Annotated in this window: 12 protein-coding genes; 5 read left to right on the top strand and 7 right to left on the bottom strand. The window is 75.0% G+C overall.

Features of this window, described 5'->3' with window-relative positions; all coding sequences use genetic code 11:
* Positions 1 to 64 precede the first annotated feature (64 nt).
* The gene (locus ACFQLX_RS25135; RefSeq protein WP_386418765.1) at positions 65 to 1,048 is read right to left on the bottom strand and encodes a bile acid:sodium symporter family protein; all 984 of its coding nucleotides are present in this window, start codon (positions 1,046 to 1,048) and stop codon (positions 65 to 67) included.
* 294 nt (positions 1,049 to 1,342) lie between these two features.
* Between ACFQLX_RS25135 and ACFQLX_RS25130 the strand changes: the two genes are divergently transcribed.
* Entirely contained in the window at positions 1,343 to 3,166 is a 1,824-nt protein-coding gene (locus ACFQLX_RS25130) for an AMP-dependent synthetase/ligase (protein ID WP_386418763.1), read from the top strand.
* An 87-nt stretch (positions 3,167 to 3,253) separates the two neighbouring features.
* On the top strand, positions 3,254 to 4,096 hold the full coding sequence (locus tag ACFQLX_RS25125) for an aldo/keto reductase (RefSeq protein WP_386418762.1): 843 nt from the start codon (positions 3,254 to 3,256) through the stop codon (positions 4,094 to 4,096).
* Positions 4,097 to 4,161: 65 nt separating this feature from the next.
* Here the strand turns inward: ACFQLX_RS25125 and ACFQLX_RS25120 are convergent, their stop codons facing one another.
* Positions 4,162 to 4,380 (bottom strand): hypothetical protein, encoded by a 219-nt coding sequence (locus ACFQLX_RS25120; RefSeq protein WP_386418760.1) that lies wholly within the window; start codon positions 4,378 to 4,380, stop codon positions 4,162 to 4,164.
* A 135-nt stretch (positions 4,381 to 4,515) separates the two neighbouring features.
* On the opposite strand from ACFQLX_RS25120, the gene ACFQLX_RS25115 reads away from it, so the two are divergent.
* Positions 4,516 to 5,322 carry a helix-turn-helix domain-containing protein gene (locus tag ACFQLX_RS25115; RefSeq protein WP_386418758.1) on the top strand — a complete coding sequence of 269 codons (807 nt, stop codon included), beginning with the start codon at positions 4,516 to 4,518 and terminating at the stop codon, positions 5,320 to 5,322.
* Positions 5,323 to 5,334: 12 nt separating this feature from the next.
* Here ACFQLX_RS25115 and ACFQLX_RS25110 read toward each other — a convergent pair whose 3' ends face one another.
* The 3 genes from ACFQLX_RS25110 to ACFQLX_RS25100 all read right to left on the bottom strand — a co-directional run bounded on the left by ACFQLX_RS25110 (position 5,335) and on the right by ACFQLX_RS25100 (position 9,938).
* Positions 5,335 to 5,757, bottom strand: a complete 423-nt coding sequence (locus tag ACFQLX_RS25110; protein ID WP_386418756.1) for a hypothetical protein — start codon at positions 5,755 to 5,757, stop codon at positions 5,335 to 5,337.
* A gap of 222 nt (positions 5,758 to 5,979) precedes the next feature.
* Complete coding sequence (locus tag ACFQLX_RS25105) at positions 5,980 to 7,659, bottom strand: hypothetical protein (protein WP_386418755.1); 1,680 nt, start codon at positions 7,657 to 7,659, stop codon at positions 5,980 to 5,982.
* Positions 7,660 to 7,844: 185 nt separating this feature from the next.
* Positions 7,845 to 9,938 carry a phage holin family protein gene (locus ACFQLX_RS25100; protein WP_386418754.1) on the bottom strand — a complete coding sequence of 698 codons (2,094 nt, stop codon included), beginning with the start codon at positions 9,936 to 9,938 and terminating at the stop codon, positions 7,845 to 7,847.
* 162 nt (positions 9,939 to 10,100) lie between these two features.
* Between ACFQLX_RS25100 and ACFQLX_RS25095 the strand changes: the two genes are divergently transcribed.
* Positions 10,101 to 10,874 (top strand): MBL fold metallo-hydrolase, encoded by a 774-nt coding sequence (locus tag ACFQLX_RS25095; protein ID WP_386418753.1) that lies wholly within the window; start codon positions 10,101 to 10,103, stop codon positions 10,872 to 10,874.
* Between the two features lie 98 nt (positions 10,875 to 10,972).
* Positions 10,973 to 11,539, top strand: a complete 567-nt coding sequence (locus ACFQLX_RS25090) for a DedA family protein (RefSeq protein WP_386418767.1) — start codon at positions 10,973 to 10,975, stop codon at positions 11,537 to 11,539.
* 43 nt (positions 11,540 to 11,582) lie between these two features.
* Here the strand turns inward: ACFQLX_RS25090 and ACFQLX_RS25085 are convergent, their stop codons facing one another.
* Both ACFQLX_RS25085 and ACFQLX_RS25080 read right to left on the bottom strand, forming a co-directional pair.
* Positions 11,583 to 12,638, bottom strand: coding sequence for an MBL fold metallo-hydrolase (locus ACFQLX_RS25085; RefSeq protein WP_386418752.1), 1,056 nt, complete (start codon positions 12,636 to 12,638; stop codon positions 11,583 to 11,585).
* A partial coding sequence (locus ACFQLX_RS25080) for an aminotransferase class I/II-fold pyridoxal phosphate-dependent enzyme (protein ID WP_386418750.1) occupies positions 12,635 to 13,756 on the bottom strand: 1,122 nt, incomplete at its 5' end. The genes ACFQLX_RS25085 and ACFQLX_RS25080, both read right to left, overlap by 4 nt.

Below are 13,756 nucleotides of genomic sequence, written 5' to 3'. Positions count from 1 at the left end.
GTCGCTCGGAACCGTGTAGGCGCCGTGGCAACTCGAAGAACTATACGGACGGGCCAGGGTCGTGTCAACCCCCCGGCTGAGGCGGGGCCTGCTTCGCCCAGCGTTCCGCGATGAAGGCGCAGACGATCAGTTGCAGCTGGTGGAAGAGCATCAGCGGGAGGATCGCGAGCGACGCCTGGGGGCCGAAGAGGACCGCCGCCATGGGGAGGCCGTTGGCGAGGCTCTTCTTCGAGCCGGCGAAGACGGCCGTGATGCGGTCGGCCCGGTTGAAGTGCAGGCGGCGGGAGAGCGTCATGGTCAGGGCGAGGACCGTGGCCAGGAGTGCTGCCAGTACGCCGGCCAGCGCCGCCAGGCGTCCCGCCGTGACCTGGTGGAAGACGCCCCGGTCGACGCCCTCGCTGAACGCCGTGTAGACCACCAGCAGGATCGACGTCCGGTCCAGTCGGGCCAGCTGCCGCCGGTGGCGGTGGACGAAGCCGCCGATGCGGCGGCGCAGCAGCTGGCCGGCGGCGAAGGGGGCCAGGAGCTGGGTGGCGATGCCGAGCAGGCCCTGGGCGGAGAAGTCCGCCTGCGGGCCGATGAGCCAGGCGGCCAGGAGCGGGGTGAGGACCATTCCCAGCAGCGCGGAGTACGTGCCGGCGCAGATCGCAGCGGGGACGTTGCCGCGGGCGAGGGAGGTGAAGGCGATGGACGACTGGATGGTCGAGGGGACCAGGCAGAGGAAGAGCACGCCGGTGTAGAGCTGCTCGGTCAGCAGGTGCGGGACCAGGGCGCGGGCGGCCAGGCCCAGCAGGGGGAAGAGGACGAAGGTGCACAGCACGATGAAGAGCTGCAGCCGCCAGTGCGTCAGTCCGTCGAGGGCCTCGCGGGTGGAGAGGCGCACTCCGTAGAGGAAGAAGAGGAGTCCGATCGCAACGCTGGAGGCGTGCTCGACGACGGTGGCGGCGGTGCCGGTCGCGGGAAGGAGGAAGGCCAGCGCGGCCATCGCCACGAGCAGCAGGACGAAGGGCTCGACGGGGAGTCTGCTCGGCAGGGTGGGGCGGCGCATGGCTTCCTCGGTCGGGCTCGGTCGGGCTCGGTCGGAGCCCGGGCGGGGCTGGGGCGGAGCCCGGGCGGGGCTGGGCTGGTTCCGTATCCGTTCTCTTCAGAGGTGACAGACGCCATTGTCGCGCAGGGCGCCCCATGTCTCCCGGTCGGCCCTCACCAGTGCTTTCGTGCTCCGGGGCGGTCCGGGTTGGAGAGATTCCGTGGAGGATTCCCACAGCCCTTCTGCACAGGTTCCGCATCCGGTACGTTCGCGCCTCGGGACCGACCACCCCATGTGCTCCGAGGAGATCGTCCAGTGCGCGAGTTCAGCGTCCCCACCATGACCGCGGACGCTCAGGTGGGCGGGCTGGCGGATCCTGTCTTCGACCGGGCCGCCGCGGATCCGCGGCGGCCCGCCCTCGCCCGCAAGGACGCCTCCGGGCAGTGGCGGGACGTGTCGAGCGGGGAGTTCCGCGACGAGGTGCTGGGGGTGGCGAAGGGGCTGCTGGCGCAGGGGGTGCGCTTCGGTGACCGGGTGGCCCTGATGTCGCGGACCCGGTACGAGTGGACGGTCTTCGACTTCGCGCTGTGGGCGATCGGCGCCCAGCCGGTGCCGATCTACCCGACGTCCTCCGTGGAGCAGGTGCACTGGATCCTCAACGACTCCGGTGCGGTGGCGGCGATCGTGGAGCACGAGAACCACGCCATGTCGGTGGGCTCGGTGATCGAGCGGCTGCCCGCGCTGCGCGGGCTGTGGCAGATCGACGCGGGTGCCGTCGAGGAGCTGACCGGGGCGGGGGCCCATCTGGACGACGAGGTCGTGGAGCGCCACCGGCTCGCGGTGACGCCGGACTCCCCCGCCACGCTCATCTACACCTCGGGCACCACCGGGCGGCCGCGCGGCTGCGTCCTCACGCACGCCAACTTCATGGCGGAGGCGGACAACATCATCGAGCGGTACGCGGCGCTCTTCCGTACGGGCCGGCACAGTCCCGCGACGCTGCTGTTCCTGCCGCTGGCGCATGTCTTCGGCCGGATGATCGAGGTCACGGCCGTACGGGCCGGGGTGCTCCTGGCCCACCAGCCGGAGCTGCGCGCGGAGGCACTGCTGCCGGATCTGGGGACGTTCCGGCCGACGTTCCTGCTGGCGGTGCCGCACGTCTTCGAGAAGGTCTTCCGCGCGGCGCGGCGCACGGCCGAGGAGCAGGGGCGGCTGGAGGCGTTCGACAAGGCGGTGGACGTGGCCGTGCGCTATGCGGAGGCCGTGCAGGAGAAGGAGTTCGGGGAGGGGCCGGGGCCGAGCGCAGGGCTGCGGATGCAGCACCAGGTCGCCGACCGGCTGGTCTACGCGCGGTTGCGCGAGCGGCTGGGCGGGCGGGCGCGCTACGCGATGTCGGGCGGTTCGGCGATGGACCGGCGGCTGGGGCTGTTCTTCGAGGGGGCGGGCGTCCGGATCCTGGAGGGGTACGGGCTGACGGAGTCGACCGCGGCGGCGACGGCCAATCCGCCGGAGCGGCCGAAGTTCGGGACGGTGGGGCTGCCGATCCCGGGGACCACGGTGCGTATCGCGCAGGACGGGGAGGTGTGGCTGCGCGGCGCCACGCTCTTCTCCGGCTACTCCCGCGACCGCCAGGCGACGCAGGCGGTGCTGCGGGACGGCTGGCTGGCCACGGGGGACATGGGCGCGCTGGACGGGGACGGCTATCTGACGATCACCGGGCGGAAGAAGGAGATGCTGGTGACGTCGAACGGCAAGAGCGTCTATCCGCCGGCGCTGGAGGAGCGGGTGCGGTCCCATCCGCTGGTCGCGCAGTGCATCGTCGTCGGCAACGACCGCCCGTACATCGCCGCCCTGATCACCCTGGAGCCGGAGGGGGTGGAGCACTGGCTGCGGATGCGGGGCAAGGCGGAGCTGGCGCCGGGGGACCTGGTGCGCGACAACGATCTGGAGGCGGAGATCCGCCGGGCGGTGGTCACGGCGAACCTGGCGGTCTCCAGCGCGGAGGCGATCCGTACCTTCCGCATCCTGACGACGCAGTTCACCGAGGCGCACGGGCTGCTCACGCCGTCGCTGAAGCTCAAGCGCAGGGCGATCGAGAAGGCGTACACGGAAGAGGTGGAGGCGCTCTACCCGAGGTGAGGGCGGGGCCGGGTGGCGCCGGGAGGGGGGCGGGGGCATCGTGGGGAGGGTGTAGGTACAACCGCCGAGACGACAGGGATTCCGCTCGTGCACATTGTTCCGTCCATCACCCTCAACAACGGCGTGGCCATGCCCCAGCTCGGCTTCGGTGTCTGGCAGGTGCCGGACGCCGGGGCGACCGCGGCCGTCAGTGAAGCGCTCGAGGTCGGCTACCGCAGCATCGACACGGCCGAGATCTACGAGAACGAGCGGGGCACCGGGCGGGCGCTGGCCAGCTCGGGGATTGCGCGCGAGGACCTCTTCGTCACCACGAAGCTGTGGAACACCGCGAAGCAGGCATGGGACCGCGACGCGGTGCTGCGCGCCTTCGACGCCTCGCTGGAGCGGCTCGGGCTGGACTACGTCGACCTCTATCTCATCCACTGGCCGCGGGCGCTGCGCGACGACTACGTGACCATCTGGCGGGTCTTCGGTGAGATCGCGCAGAGCGGGAGGGCGCGGGCGGTCGGCGTCTCGAACTTCAAGCCGCAGAACCTGGAGCGGCTCATCGAGGAGGCAGGGCTGACGCCGGCGGTCAACCAGATCGAGCTGCACCCCTACTTCCAGCAGGCGGAGCTGCGTGCCTTCGACCAGCGGCACGGGATCGCCACGGAATCGTGGTCGCCGCTGGGGCAGGGCAAGGACGTGCTGGCCGACGAGACGATCGGCGCCATCGCCGCGGCGCACGGGGTCACGCCGGCGCAGGCGGTCATCCGCTGGCATCTGCAGTTGGGGAACATCGTCATTCCGAAGTCGGTGACGCCGGCGCGGATCAAGGAGAACTTCGACGTCTTCGACTTCGAGTTGAGTCCGGAGGAGATGGCGGCCATCGCGGGGTTGGAGACGGGTAAGCGGCTGGGGCCGGATCCGGACGACTTCGACGTGGACTGAGGCGGGGTGTACGGCGGCGGGGCGGCCTGTGCGGGCCGCCCCGCCGCCGTACACGTGCGTTGTGCCTACTCGTCGTTGCCGTACGTGCCGGGGTCCGTGTCCGGCTGGCTCTTCGGGGCCTGCTTCACGGCGGGCTCCGCGTCGCTGATCCGCGCCGGGGTGGTCTGCCGTTCGTGGCCGGGCGCCACGGCCGGGGCCGCGCCGGCGGCGAGGGCCACCGCGCCGCCGAGGGCACCGGCCAGGGAGAAGGTCGCGATGAAACTGACGATGCGGTTTCGGATCATCGGGGTGTCTCCGCTCTCGTAGTGGCGGGGGTGCGCGCCGTACAGGGCACCTACGTCCGATTCTGGGGAGGCCGGGTGGGAGGCGCACTTCGGGCCGGTGCATCCGGGGGGCAGCGGGTCGGCTACGGTCGCCGTATGACGGTGGTCGGTGAAGCGCAGGTGGGGACGCTGCTGCGGGAGTGGCGCGAGCGGCGGGGGGTCAGCCAGCTGGAGTTGGCTCTGCGCGCGGACTCCTCCGCGCGGCACATCAGCTTCGTCGAGACCGGTCGCTCGCGGCCCAGCCGGGAGATGGTGCTGCGGCTCGCGGAGCAGCTGGACGTCCCCGTACGGGAGCGCAACGCGCTGCTGCTGGCGGCCGGTTACGCCCCGCACTACCGGGAGACGCCGCTGGACGATCCGGCGCTGGCGGGCGTACGGCAGGCGATGGAGCGGCTGTTGGCGGCGCACGAGCCGTATCCGGCGATGGTGGTGGACGGCACGTACGGGGTGGTGGCCGCCAACCGGGGCATCCTGATGCTGATGGACGGGCTGCCCGAGCACCTGCTCGTGCCGCCGCTCAACGCGATGCGGCTGACCCTGCACCCGGAGGGGCTCGCGCCGCGGATCCGCAATCTGGCCCAGTGGCGCGGGCATCTGCTGGCGCAGATGGACCGGCAGCTGTCGCTGGTGCGCTCCCCCGCGCTGCGGGAGCTCTACGAGGAGGTGGCGGCGTATCCGCCGCCCGCCGGCCATGTGGAGGAGGCCGTCGGGGAGTCCGCGGCGGCGCACGCGCCGTTCGCGCTGCCGCTGGTCGTGGAGTACGACGGGCATCGGCTCTCCTTCGTCTCCACGATCGCGACGTTCAACACCCCGATGGACGTGACCGTCTCCGAGCTGGCCCTGGAGACGCTGCTCCCGGCCGATCCGGAGACGGTCACGTACCTGTCGCTGCTGCGCCCTTGAACGCGGTGGCGGTCAGCCGCCCAGTACGCGCCGCAGCAGCGTCCACTGCAGCGCGGCGAAGCCCAGGACCACCGCGGCCTGCATCGCGGTCCACACCGTGCCGGCCGTGCTCGGATCGAGCCACAGCAGCGGTGCCAGTACGCTGCCCGCCACCCACAGGACGTTGGCGTCGATGACGAGCCGGACGCCGAGGGCGGGCGGCGCCGGGCGCGCGGCCAGGGCGGCGACGGCCGCGGCGTAGCCGAGCAGGAAGACGCCGAGGGCCGGCAGCAGGCCGTCGCCGACGCCGAGGAGGTCGCCCAGCGGGCCGGAGGCGGCGAGGTAGGCCACGGCGTTGGCGCCGGTGACGGCGGCGTCCAGGAGGAGCACGCGGCGCAGCAGGGTCTGCGGGGCGGTCGAGGAGGGGGCGGGGCGGGCTGGGGCGGGCGCGGACATGGGGTTCCTCCGTCGGTCGTACGGGCCCCGGGCGGCCCGGGTCCGGTGGTGAACGCGCTGGTCGGTGGCGGGGGTCGGGCCGGAGTGCGCCGGCCCGGCCCCCGCTGACCCCACGATCCCCCGGTGGGGTGCGGGGGTCGATTACGCCGGAGGTAATGCCGCGGGGCCGCGGCGCGGGCTGTCCCGTGTCGCGGCCCCGGGGCCGGTGTCCCGTGCCGGGGGTCAGGCGTCCGTGCCGCTGCCGCCGGGGCCGGCGCCGCTGACCACGTACAGGCAGTCCGTGTAGGTGTAGCCGGGCTGGATGCGGGTGCTGGAGCTGTGGTTGTCGACGGCCTCGCCGGCGTCGGCGCGCTTGTAGAGGAAGTGGTACTCGCCGGCGGGGAGGTTCAGGGTGCGCTTGGGCTCGGCGGTGCCGCCCGCCTTGCAGGCGCCGGTGCGGCCGACGGCCTCCGTGGGGAAGGTCCGGCAGCCGTCGCAGCCCTTGATCGTGAGCGTGCCGGTGACGGGTCCGGTGTACATCACCGTCACCGAGCCGGGGCCGCCGTTGGAGATCGCCACCGGCATCCGGCTGCCGCCGGGCGCCGTCTCGCGCGGCAGTGTGGCGCCGGCCCGCGGGCTCTCCTCGGCTATCTCCGCCGCGATGGCCACCTGGCGGGCGCGGGCGCGGTCGGGGCTGTCCTTGTAGTCGGCGGCGAAGCCGGTCAGGGTCTTGCGGGCGTCACCGAAGTCGCCGTCCTTGAACTGGTCGAGTCCGCAGGCGAAGACCCCGTCGCGGACGGGGCGGTCCGCGTCGGCGGTGAGGTCGCCGGGCAGCGACTCGGCGGTCTTGGCGACGTTGCGGAGCTGCTCGGTGGCCTTGCAGGGCTCGCCGCCCTCCAGGGCCCTGGTGTATCCGGCGACGGCGACGTGGATCGCCGTCTCGACCTCGGCGGCCTGCTTCGACTTCGGGAAGGTGTCGAGGAGTTGGGCCAGCTCGGGGACGGCGGCGGTGCCCAGCTTTCCGCGTCCGCACTCCAGCAGCGAGGTGGCCAGCGGATCGTCGGGCCAGGTGCGGCGCTTGCCGAGCAGGTCGGCGTCGAGTTCGCGCGAGACGTCGCGCAGGTGCCCCAGCGGTGCCACGGCCTCGCAGTAGCGCTCCTCGCCGTAGGGGGCGGAGACCTTCGCGTAGTAGGTGTCGATCCGGGCGGGCACCTTCTTCGCCGCCCGGCTGCCGGCGTGGCGCTCGCCGAGGTCCTCGTAGATGTCCAGGGCCTTCTCGTACGAGCCCTGCGCGGAGCCGAAGGGCTGGGCGGCGGCGGTCCGTACGAGCGTGTCGGCGGCCGTGAGGCGCTTGAGGAGGGCCTGCTCGTTGGCCTCCTGGCGGGCGAGGTCGTAGGCGACGGCGCTGCCGGCCGGGACGGCGAGCAGCGCCACGGCGAGGGCGACGGCGAGCGCGGGCTGCGCGGGCAGGCGGCCGCGGACCCTCAGTCCGCGCCGGAAGGCGTCGAGGGCGGCCAGCGCGAGGAGGGCGAGGTAGCCCGCGACCGGCGCGGCGGGTATGCCGTCGGCGTCCGCGGGCAGCGCGAGGAGGGCGAGGGCGGCGGTGGCCAGCCAGCACACGGCGGCCTCCACCCAGCGGCGCAGGGCGACGTAGCCGAGGCCCAGGCCGCTGAGGTTGAGCAGGGCGAGGGCGGCGGCGTTGGCGGGGCTGCCGGGGGGCTGCGGGACGGGCGGTGGGGGCGGCGGGTGGTGGCCGGGGCCGGGGCCGGGGCCGGGGCCGGGGCCGGGCCGGGGGCCGTAGGAGGGCGGGGCGGCCGGGGGGCCGTAGGGGGCGCCGGGGGGCGGGGTCCCGTACGGACCGGGGGGTGGCGGGGGGCCGAAGCCTTCCGGTGCCGGGCCGAACTGCTGATCTCCGGAAGCCATTGGGCTTCACCCCCGTGACGTGCGTTTCTGCGCGAGCATGGGGTCCGGGACCGTCCGCTCGCCTGGATGCGGGAGCGTGGGGGGAGCGTCGCGCGCGGCTGTGCCTGCGATGTCCCCCGGACCCCCGCCGCCCACCTTCCGCCGCGCGCGGGCGCCGTGTCAACGGCGAATACGGAGCGGTGCCTTCAGCCCGCCCGTTCCGCGTCCTCCCCCGCCCGGCCCCGGCCGCGCCGGCCGGCCGCGCCCCCGCCCTCCCGCGCCGCCGCGTCCAGCCAGCCCCGCAGCACCTCGTGGATCCGTTCGGCGCCGGTCAGCTCCTCGCCGGGCCGCACCGGCGGCGGGAGGTCGGAGGGCCACATCAGGAAGGCGCGGCTCTGCTCGCCGCCCAGTCCCCCGTGTGAGCCGATCTGGTCCTCGAAGGCGTGCACCTGCCCGGTGGCGGCGTCGTAGGCGGAGTTGACCATGAGGTCGGCCGCGTGCGGGAAGGCCGCGGTGCGCGCCACCGTGCGGGCGGCGCCGGGTCCGAAGGGGGCGAGCGGGTCGACGCCGGCCGTCCTGCCCGTATCGAGGTGGTGCTCGCCGCCGTCCGCGCCCAGGACGACCGGGCCGTGCCGGTCGCTGTGCACCAGGACGAAGCCCACGCCGGGATGGTCGGCCAGGGTGCGCAGCAGGGCGGGGTGGCGGCGGTCGAGCTCCTCGCGGGTGGCGCGGCCGGTGATGTCGGGGAAGCTGACCAGGCCCAGGTTCCCCGAGGCCAGGACGACGGGTCCGGGGTGCACCTCCTCGGCGGACTCGGGGCTGCGGTGCAGCGCGGCGTGCAGGGCGCTCAGCGCCTCGTCGTCGCGCAGCCGGCGGTGGGCGCGGCGGCCGACGGGCAGTCCGCAGCCGGCGCGGACCAGGTCCTGCAGGGAGAGGCCGTGGGCGGCGGTGAAGCTCGGTCCTTCGCTCTGGCCGTGGTCGGAGAGCAGCACGATGCGGTACGGGCGCGGGGCGTGGCGGGCGGCCTTGGCGATCAGCCGCACCGAGCGGTCCAGGCGGCGCAGCACCTGGTGGGTGTCGCGGTGGCGCGGTCCCGCGTAGTGGGCGACCTCGTCGTACGCGACCAGGTCGGCGTAGATCGTGCGGCGGCCGGCGAGCATGTCGCCGATGACGGCGGCGACGACGACGTCGCGTTCGACGACGGTGGCGAAGGCGCGCAGGAAGGGGTAGAGGCGGCCGCGGCCCATGCGGGGGCGGTCGCCGCGCAGCCGGGAGGCGGTGGACTGGCCGATCTCGCGGGCGACTTCGGCGAGGAAGGAGGCGAAGGTGCGGGTGGCGTTGGCGGGGTCGGAGAAGTAGGCGAAGTAGCCGGAGCGTGAACGGCTGTGTCCGTTGCGGCCGTTGACGCCGGCGACGGACAGGACGAGGGCGAGCTGCTCGGCGCCGCCGGTGAAGAGGTTGCCGCGGCTGGCGCCGCCCGGGTCGGCGAGCAGGCCGGGGTCGCCGGTCAGCGCCGCGGCGCGCTGCTGGAGCAGGGCCGCGCTGGCGGGGCGGTTGCAGACCATGACGCGGCCGGTCTCCTTCTCGTACCAGCGGAAGGCGGGGACGTCGTGGTTGGAGCCGTGCAGGATGCCCAGTTGGCTGGCGCCGGTCTGGCTGGACCAGTCGGTGCGCCAGGGCATCAGGCGGTGGCCGCCGTCGCGGTACCAGCCGGCGAGGGTGGGCATCAGCGGGCGGACGCCGTCGAGGGCGGCGCGCAGGGTGTCGTGGCCGAGTCCGTCGAGTTGGACGAAGACCGTGCCGGGGGCGGCCTCGGGGCCGCACTGGGCGCTGCCGCGGCGGTCCGCGAGGCGGGCCAGGCGGCGGCGGTAGGCGCCGTCGTCGCGTACGGCCAGGGCGGTGCTGGTGGCGGAGGAGGCGGCGGACATGACGGCGGCGACCACCACGGCGGTGGTGGGGTCGACCTCGCCGCCGCGCTCGGCGGGGATGAGGCTGAGGGCGATCCACAGGAGGGAGCCGTTGAGGAAGAAGACCAGCAGGCCCAGGACGAAGGCCGGTACGAGCAGCAGCGCGCGCACGAGGGCCGGCCAGACCAGGGCGCTGAGGACACCGAAGGCGCCGGCGCCGATCGCCGCGGCGGTGGCGGTGCGGGTGGCGCTGTCGCCGTCGGCGGACTGGAGGCGGAAGTCGGGGAGGAGGCCGGCGAGGACCAGCATGGTGCCGGTGGCGACCGCCCAGACGGCGACGACCCGGAGGGCTGCGCCGCCGAGGGTCCTCAGGCGGTGTGGTGCGGTGGGCATGGTGCGCGGGCACCTCCTTCACCGGTACACCCTTCCACAGGGAGGGGGGCGGGTATTCCTCCGCTTTTCCCGGGGTTTTCCGGTGGCGTCCCTGCGCGCCGGGACGCGCCGGGGTGTGCGGGGAGGACGTAACCTCGGTCCGTGGGGAAGGGAGAGGCGCGCGTGCCGGTTGAGATCACCTGGTGGGGGCATGCCACCGCCACCGTGCGGGACTCGGGGGTGCGCGTGCTGACCGATCCGCTCTTCGCCCGGCGGGTGGCGCATCTGCGCCGCCGCCGGGGCGCGCTGCCGCCGCCGGAGGCCGCCGTCGCGGAGGTCGCGGTGGTCTCGCATCTGCACACCGACCATCTGCACCTGCCGAGCCTGGCGCGCCTGGCCCCGGGTACGCGGGTGCTGCTGCCCCGGGGGGCGGGGGCGGCGGTGCCGGGTCTGCGGCGGCTGCGGGGGCTGCGGCTGACGGAGGTGGGGCCCGGGGAGGGCGTCCGCGTCGGGGGGGTGACGGTACGGGCGGTGAGCGCGCGCCACGACGGGCGGCGCTGGCCGGTCGGTCCGCAGCGCGTACCGGCGCTGGGCTTCGTCGTCGAGGGCGCGGCGCGTACGTACTTCGCGGGGGACACGGGGCTGTTCGACTCGATGGCCGAGGAGGTCGGCGGCTGCGACGTGGCGCTGCTGCCCGTCGGCGGCTGGGGGCCGCGGCTGGGGCCGGAGCACCTGGACGCGGCGCGCGCGGCGCTGGCGCTGGCGGAGCTGGCGCCGGCGGTGGCCGTACCGGTGCACTACGGCACGTACTGGCCGATCGGTCTGGACGCGGTGCGGCCGCACGAATTCCACGCGCCGGGCGGGGAGTTCGCCCGTCTCGCGCGGCGGTCGGCGCCGCGGACGGCCGTGTACCGGCTGGGGCACGGGGAGTCCGTACGGCTGGAAGGGGCCCGGTGAAGGGGCTGTGGGGGGCGCCGCTGGCGGGCGAGGGGGCGGCGCGGCTGGCGCAGACGGTGCACCTGGCCTCCTCGCACCACGCGGTGGGCGATCCGACGATGTTCGCCCTGGTGCTGTTCGGTTCGCTGGTGCCGGTGATCCCGACGGGGACGGTGGTGGCCACCACGACGGTCGTGGCGCTCCACGACCACGATCCGGCGGGGCTGGTGCTGATCTTCGTACTCGCGGCGCTGGCCGCGTTCCTCGGGGACACGCTGCTGTACTGGCTCGGCGCGCGGGGCGCCCGTACGGACCACGGCTCGCGGCTGATGCGGCGGCTGACGAAGCGCGTCGCCCCCGAGCACGTGGCCGAGGCGCGGAAGAAGCTCCGCAAGCACACGATCCCGGTGCTGATCCTGTCGCGGCTGATGCCGGCCGGGCGGATCCCGGTGATGGTCGCCTGCCTGCTGGCGCACATGCCGCTGCGGAGGTTCATGCGCGGCAACGCGCCCGCCTGCCTGGCCTGGGCGGGGCTGTACCAGCTGATCGGCATCGGCGGCGGCGCGCTCTTCCCGGAGCCCTGGGAGGGCGTGGCGGCGGCGATCGCGCTGACGCTGCTGATCGCCGCGGCGCCGTCGCTGTGGCAGCGGCTGACGGGGTGGGTGCGGGCGCGGACCCAGGGCTGAGGAACGGGGGTTGGGGGCTTGGGACCCCGGGGGTCCGCCCGACTCACAGCACCGCTGAGCCTCCCACGGGGAGGTCCCAGAGGGCCTCGCGGGGCAGTTCGGCGCGCTCCCACGCCGCCAGCAGTCGGGCGCGGGGCTCCAGCGGGGACTCGGCGGAGAGCAGGAAGGTGCCCCAGTGCATCGGCGCCAGCCGTCGGGCGCCCAGGTCGGCGAAGGCCCGTACGGCCTCCTCGGGATCGGTGTGTACGGGCCCCAGCATCCAGCGCGGGTCGTAGGCGCCGATGGGCAGCAGCGCCAGGTCGATGCCGGGGTGGCGGGCGCCGATCTGCTCGAACCAGTGCCCGTAGCCGGTGTCCCCCGCGAAGTAGAGGCGCTGGCCGAGGCGGTCGGTGAGCACCCAGCCGCCCCACAGCGAGCGGCAGGTGTCCAGCGGTCCGCGCCGGCTCCAGTGGTGGGCGGGGACGAAGTCGAAGCGCACGGTGTTGCCGGCGGGGCCGGGCAGTTCGGCGGCCTCCCACCAGTCCAGTTCGGTGACCTTGGTGAAGCCCCGGCGGCGGAACCAGGCGCCCAGGCCGGCGGGGACGAACAGGGCCGTCGCGCGCGGGAGTCGCTTCATGGTGGGGGCGTCGAGGTGGTCGTAGTGGTTGTGCGAGATGACCACCGCGTCGACCGCCGGCAGGTCCTCCCAGCGCACGCCGACGGGGGTGATGCGGGCGGGGGTGCCCAGGATCCGGCGCGACCAGACGGGGTCGGTGAGGATGGTGAGGCCGCCCATGCGCAGCACCCAACTGGCGTGCCCCGCCCAGGTGGCGGCCACCGTCGTGGAGTCGGCGGCCGGGAGGTCGCCGGGCTCGAAGGGGATGTGCGGGATGTCGTGCAGGGCGGCGGCGGGCGGGCGCAGGCGGCCGTCGCGGGCGAGCCGGGCGAGCATGGCCACGCCGGGCAGGGGCGCGGTGAGGCGGTCGGTGAAGTCGCGGGGCCAGGTGCGCAGTTCGCCGATCCGGCGCAGCGCCGGGTCGTGCCGGCCGGCCTGGGTGAAGCGGCGGTCCGAGTGGCGCCAGTCGGGGGTCAGGTGGTCCTGGAGTCCCGGATCGCTCATCGTGCGGCTCCCGTCAGCTCGGCGATCACTGCGTCGAAGGCGGACAACTCCCGTACCACCTGCGGCAGTCGCAGCGGGTCGGGCGAGGTGAGGGCGGCGGCGCGCTCCTGGGGGGCGGTGCCGGCGAGCGGCAGCAGGGCGAAGCGCACCCGCAGCGCCTCCGGGCGGTCGCCGAGGCAGAAGCCCCCGGTCACGCGGTACGGGCCGAGCCGGCCGGCGAGCCAGCTCTCCAGCTCCGCGCTGTCGCGGACGTCGTGCGCGGCCAGGGCGGCGCGCCGCTCCTCGAAGTCGGCGTAGAGCCAGGCGCCGGCCCGGGGCGGCCGGAACTCCGCGCCGTGGGCGTGCAGGACCGCGCCGACCGCGGCGGCGAGGTGCCGGGCGAGGCGGACGCCGGCGCGGGTGCGGGCGGTGACGGGGGGCGGTTCGGTCAGGGCGTACGCCGCCGCGGCGGCGACGGGGGCGGCGAGCGTGGCGCCGAGGGAGGCGAGGGTGGCGGTGGTGTGGGCGTGCAGCGCGGCGCCGTCCGCGCCGGCGGGGAAGCGGGCGACGGCCGCGGGCAGGCCGGGCGGGAGGAGCCAGGCGCCCAGGTCGCTCAGGGCCACGGCGCGGTCGTGCGTGATCTCCGCCGGGCTGACCGGCAGGGTGGCGTGCGGGTCGTGCGCGGTGTCGCGGAGGGACTCGTCGCCGATCACCAGCAGTCCGGCGCCGGCGGCGGCCTCGCAGACCTCGTAGAGGACCTCGGGCGGTGGCACCGTGCCAGTGGCCTCGTCCGCCACGGAGAGCAGCAGGACGCGCGGGCGGCCGCCCTCGGCCCGTACCCGCGCCACGGTCTCCAGCAGGGCGACCGGGTCGGGGGCGCCGCCGCTCTCGGCGGGGACGGGGACGGGGTGCACGGGGCGGCCGAGGAAGTGGGCGGGGGCCGCGTACCAGGGGGCGGCGGGGCGGGGCAGCAGGACGTCGCCCGGGAGGGCGGCGAGGAGCGCGAGGAGCAGCGGGCGGGCGCCGGTGGCGGCGGTGAGGCGGTCGGGGTCGGTGGGGAGGCCGCGGCGGTCGAAGTAGCCGGCGGCTGCCGCGCGCAGGGTGGCTCCGCCGCCGGGCGGCTCGGCGGCGGCCGCGTC

The organism is Streptomyces polyrhachis (assembly GCF_042663125.1).
Classification (GTDB): Bacteria; Actinomycetota; Actinomycetes; order Streptomycetales; family Streptomycetaceae; genus Streptomyces; species Streptomyces polyrhachii.
The sequence above is the reverse complement of the archived record's forward strand: the minus strand, read 5'-3'. Positions and strand labels throughout refer to the sequence as shown.